This is a genomic window from Methanospirillum sp. (assembly GCF_028679455.1).
Lineage (GTDB): Archaea > Halobacteriota > Methanomicrobia > Methanomicrobiales > Methanospirillaceae > Methanospirillum.
In genome coordinates this window covers 1-5,225 of the sequence record NZ_JAJRBM010000392.1, presented here as the reverse complement: position 1 = coordinate 5,225, position 5,225 = coordinate 1, and the positions used below count along the sequence as shown (strand labels likewise).

Sequence of the window (5,225 nt, the reverse complement as noted above, 5' to 3'; positions counted from 1 at the left end):
GCGTCAGCCCACCTGGTTCCCACAAACCAAACACCGCAATAGCCCAGGCGTACTACAATATGAAAGAGGGTATTGAACGGATCGCCACCGAGACCGGGGCCGGTCAGTGGGGATCATCGCTTGCATTTGCAACCCAACTCTTTGATATGGAGTGCAAGGTTTACATGGTCAAGGGAAGTTACGACCAGAAACCATACCGGAAGATGATGATGCAGGTATGGGGTGCTGACTGTGTTGCTTCACCATCGGCCGACACGAATGCAGGACGGGTAATCAGGGAGAAGTATCCAGATACCGCAGGCAGTCTCGGGATTGCCATTTCTGAAGCGGTCGAGGATGCAGCAACTCATAGCAACACCAACTACTCGCTTGGCAGTGTACTCAACCACGTATGCACCCACCAGACCATCATTGGTCAGGAAGCACAAAAGCAGCTTGCCATGGACGATGCAACTGCAGACATCGTGATTGGATCAGCAGGTGGCGGGTCCAACTTTGCAGGAATCGCATTCCCGTTCATTAAGGATAACCTGGACGGAAAGACAAACACCGAGATCATCGCTGTGGAACCGGCGGCCTGCCCGACGCTGACGAAAGGACTCTATGTTTACGACTTCGGCGATGTAGCAGGTCTCACCCCGCTGCTGAAGATGTTCACTCTTGGTCATGACTTTATTCCTCCTGCAATTCACGCAGGAGGTCTTCGGTATCATGGTATGGCACCCCTGGTATCAAAGGTGCATGCTGATAATCTGGCAACTGCAACCGCGGTCCACCAGAACGCGGTCTTTGATGCAGCAGTGACTTTCGCCAGGACGGAAGGCATCATTCCAGCTCCTGAAGCAGCCCATGCCATCAGGGTTACCATCGACAAGGCACTTGAGTGCAAAAAGACCGGAGAGACGAAGACAATCCTCTTTAACAACACCGGTCACGGGCACTTTGACCTCACGAGTTACGAATCATACTTTGCAGGAACCCTGCCAGACTACGAGTATCCTGCAGACCTGATCGCAGAATCACTCAGGAAACTCCCGATTATTGCATGAACCGGATTGGGTTTGTAGTAAACCCGTATGCCGGGATGGGCGGTGCAGTCGGTCTGAAAGGGACCGACGGGTGTGTTGAGCAGGCACGACTGCTTGGTGCCAGACCGGTATCCCCGTCCCGGGCTCTCCGGTTCCTTTCCGGCCTGGAACTACGAAACTTTTTTTTTCTTACTGCTGCCGGAATTATGGGCGAAGACGAACTGAATGAGGCAGGAGTCACCTCGTATCAGGTTGTCTATACTCCGTCATCACCAGAGACGGCTGCTGCCGACACCGAGGTCGCCTGTCAGATCATGATACGTGAGGGAGTGCGGCTGATCGTCTTCTGTGGTGGTGACGGAACAGCCAGGAATGTGTATGCAGCCACCGGGCAGGAAATCCCGATTCTGGGTATCCCGGCAGGGGTGAAGATCTACTCTAGCGTGTTTGCAACCACTCCTGAGGCTGGAGCAGCGGTGCTCAATACCCTGGACGGAGCAGGTCTAACCGAAGCAGAGGTACTGGACGTGGATGAGGAGCAGTACCGTGCCGGTCGCCTTACAACCCGGATCTACGATATCGCCAGGATTCCATATGTGTCAGAGTTATGCCAGTCGTGTAAAGAGGTCTCATTCGGTGATGAAACCCAGATGTATGAGGAGATTGCCGCGTTCATCACCGCAATCATGCAGCCCGATACCCTCTACCTGATCGGGGCAGGTTCAACCACCGGAGCAATCGCAAGCCAGTTCGGTCTTGAGTCCACCCTGCTCGGAGTAGATGCCCTCTATCAGGGAAGAATCATCGGGACTGATCTGAATGAAGATGCAATCCTGCACCTGCTTGATGACTACGAGAAAGTAAGGATCATCCTGAGTCCGATAGGAGCACAGGGATTTGTTCTGGGACGGGGAAACCAGCAGATCAGCAGCAGAGTCCTGGCCAAAACCGGGATCAATGCGTTGATCATCGTTGCAACCCCGGCCAAACTCCAGCATACCCCTGCCCTTTACGTGGATACCGGTGACCTGGCAGTGAACCGGCAGTTCGGGGAGACGATGCTGGTGATCTGTGGGTATGAAATAGCACAGCGGGTCAGGCTGATCCACGAACCTGACCTATCATCGTAATGAGTGCTGAGTTATCATGAGAGGAATATCAGAGTGAAGAGAACTTTGATACCGCACCATCAGCAGGAGAACAATTCCATTCCAAAAAAAGTTGTGAACAATATCAGTAGTTCAGGGCTTATTCGCTGATGATTTCTGGTGACACTCCTGGCAGATGGTCTGTCCGTTTGACGCGATCAGAACCTCCCCCATGAGCGGTTTGTTACAATGGGAACAGCGAAGTTTATCAATGAAGAAGATCTTTGAAGGAGACGGATCCATGATCGATAGGTTAGTTCTGATCATGCTTCAGAGTTCCTGATACTGACACCTGGTCAATCATGGTAATCTGATCAGCACACCCTGACACGCAGGTCAAACTCTTTTTTAAGGTGTGAATGAGTATCATCTGTACAGTATGGCAAGAAAACCGCAGGCCCATCCCGGTTCAGAGATACCTCCCACCAATACTGGCCGGTACCGGAGATGGCGCTGTTCTATCTGCTCATATATTTATAGCGAGGAGACCGGTGAATCAGAGACCAATACCCCGGCCGGTACCAGGTTTGCTGATCTGCCTGATACCTGGCAGTGCCCGATCTGCAAGGCAGGAAAACAGGCCTTTGTTTCAGTACCTGATGAGAAGGAGACAGAAGGAACAACGGTTGCTGATGTCCTGGTGAAGCAACTGACCAGTTTTGGTATCACCGAATTTTTCGGTGTTCCCGGCACCAGTTCACTCGGAATCATCGATGCGATACGCAAAAACAAGGATGCCAGATTTATTCTGTTTCGTCATGAAGAACAGGCAGCACTTGCAGCGTCAGCATATCACAAGTTCACCGGCAAAATGGCGGCATGTGTAACTATCGCCGGACCTGGAGCCACCAACCTGGCAACCGGACTGTATGATGCCAAGGAAGACCGGACACCGGTACTCTCTCTGAACGGGCAAGTTGCCATGCAGTACACCGGACCGGGAGGATTTCAGGAGATCGATCAGGATGCATTCTTCAGACCGATAACCGTGTACAACAACACCATCTATGACCGGAAGATGGCCACCAGGATCCTGACCACCGCTCTCCAGCATGCGGTAATCAGATCAGGAGTAGCCCAGATATCGGTCCCGAACGATATCCAGAAGCAGCCCCTTGAAGGGGTAGATTGCACCTACCATGGCTGTATCCCCTCGATGAAGATCACCCCGGATACCGATACCCTTGACCGTGCTGCAGCGATGCTCGACCTTGCTGAGAACCCGGTAATCCTTGCCGGATGGGGAGCGTATCCCTATAGCGATCTCGTCCACTCGTTCTCAAAAGCAATCGATGCCCCGGTACTCTCCACATTCAGGGCAAAAGGAATTCTCCCGGACGGGCATCCACAGTATGCCGGGATACTCGGGACCGTCGGGTCCATGCAGGCCCGGGAGATGGTTGAGCAGGCGGATCTCCTGGTAACGCTCGGGGTCGGGTTCTCGAAGATGACCCGGATTCCTGAAAACCTACGTATTCTTCAGGTTGATAGAGATCCGCTCAAACTCGGCCGTGGGACGCGGGCACTCTCCGTATATGGTGATGTCGGAGAAGTGCTTACCAGACTCATCCCAACAGTCAGGCAGCGGGGCAGGTCAACCGCATCAAAACGGGTAAAAGCAGTGATCGAGCCGTGGGATGCCCAGCGGGAACAGGAAGCGGATCCGAAAGCAAAACCGATCCGCCCCCCGTACATCATGAAAGTTCTTTCAGATGTCATCCCCGATGAGGCCCTGATATCAGTTGATGTCGGAGAGAACGGCTGGTGGTTTGGCAGAAACTTCAAAATGAAGAAACAGCGGTTTGCCATGTCAGGATACCTGGCAACGATGGGGTTCGGACTTCCCGGGGCGATTGCTGCCAAACTGGCATATCCGGACAGTCCGGTCTTCTGTATCACCGGCGATGGGGGATTTGCGATGGCAATGGCTGACTTTGTCACCGCGGTTAAGTATGATCTCCCGATGGTTGTCATCATCCTCAACAACCAGGAACTTGGGATGATCCGGGTGGAGCAGAAGATAGAGTACTATGAAAATTTTGCAACAGACCTGAAGAATCCGGATTTCGCGATGTATGCAAAATCGTGCGGAGGAGAAGGGAAACGGGTGACTGAACCTGAGGATCTGGGCCGTGCGGTCAGATGGGGTATGCAGCAGGAAAAACCGGTCATCATCGATATTGATACTGATCCAGACCGGTTCTAACTGATAGGTTTTCAATACCCATATCGTTTGAGAACGGAAATTATTCACACGATCAACCGTACCGTTACAGAGAGAACTCTTCCCGGGAATGCTATCTGCCGGAACCAAATAAAAACTTTCTTTACCGGGGCCAGAAGATCTAGAATATGAAAATCATGGCCTGGAACAAAGGGAGAGATCCAGTACCAGGTTGTGATGTCCCACAGACATTGAGGGAGAAACAACATTCATTACAAGCATCCCTTGGTTGTCAGATCATCATATTGCTCCTCAAAATATGCACTACGGTGGCTGGTGGATCACTCACCCAGATATCTGATCTCTTCCGAAGTTGTGCAGATATTCTGTCAATCATTTTTTCGATCGGAAGTCTGAAAAAAACATCGCGGGGAAAAAATGATATTTACCAGTATGGATATGGGAAACTGGAAAGTCTTGCAAGCCTGACAGTGGCCCTGGTAATCCTGATCTCCTGTTTTATCATCGGGATCGGAATGGTTCTCCGCGTACAACACCCTTCACCAGTCGGGACAGTTGGGTACGGGGTGTTAGTGAGTATCTTTTCTATCGGGGTAAACGGCTATTTTTTGTACTGTAATCATCAGATATCAAAGAAAGAACACTCCCCGGTTATGGAATCGCAATGGAGGCTGTTCAGGGTGAAAGTCTTCGCAAACGTCAGTGTGATCGTCATTCTCATTCTTTCCATGCTATTTCGTTCCGACCCAAACGTACTCTATTTCGATCTAATCGGTTCAGTAATTGTTTGCTGCTTCATGTTAAGCACAGCTTACCATCTTTTGATATCCTCAGTGTACGAACTGATAGACGGGGCACTTGAAG

The 5,225-nt window shown here is 51.4% G+C and carries 5 protein-coding genes; 4 read left to right on the top strand and 1 reads right to left on the bottom strand.

The window, feature by feature from the left end:
* Together LUQ50_RS13310 and LUQ50_RS13305 are read left to right on the top strand one after the other, a co-directional pair.
* The coding region (locus LUQ50_RS13310) for a TrpB-like pyridoxal phosphate-dependent enzyme (protein ID WP_300040453.1) at positions 1-1,049 on the top strand (1,049 nt) is incomplete at its 5' end.
* A complete protein-coding gene (locus LUQ50_RS13305) occupies positions 1,046-2,158 on the top strand; it encodes an ATP-NAD kinase family protein (RefSeq protein ID WP_300040451.1) in 1,113 nt (370 codons plus the stop codon). The genes LUQ50_RS13310 and LUQ50_RS13305, both read left to right, overlap by 4 nt.
* 111 nt (positions 2,159-2,269) lie before the next feature.
* Here the strand turns inward: LUQ50_RS13305 and LUQ50_RS13300 are convergent, their stop codons facing one another.
* Complete coding sequence (locus LUQ50_RS13300; RefSeq protein WP_300040449.1) at positions 2,270-2,443, bottom strand: LIM domain-containing protein; 174 nt, start codon at positions 2,441-2,443, stop codon at positions 2,270-2,272.
* A gap of 112 nt (positions 2,444-2,555) precedes the next feature.
* Here LUQ50_RS13300 and LUQ50_RS13295 point away from each other — a divergent pair, with 112 nt between their 5' ends.
* Together LUQ50_RS13295 and LUQ50_RS13290 are read left to right on the top strand one after the other, a co-directional pair.
* Positions 2,556-4,382, top strand: a complete 1,827-nt coding sequence (locus LUQ50_RS13295; RefSeq protein WP_300040447.1) for a thiamine pyrophosphate-dependent enzyme — start codon at positions 2,556-2,558, stop codon at positions 4,380-4,382.
* A 146-nt stretch (positions 4,383-4,528) separates the two neighbouring features.
* The coding region (locus LUQ50_RS13290; RefSeq protein ID WP_300040445.1) for a cation diffusion facilitator family transporter at positions 4,529-5,225 on the top strand (697 nt) is incomplete at its 3' end.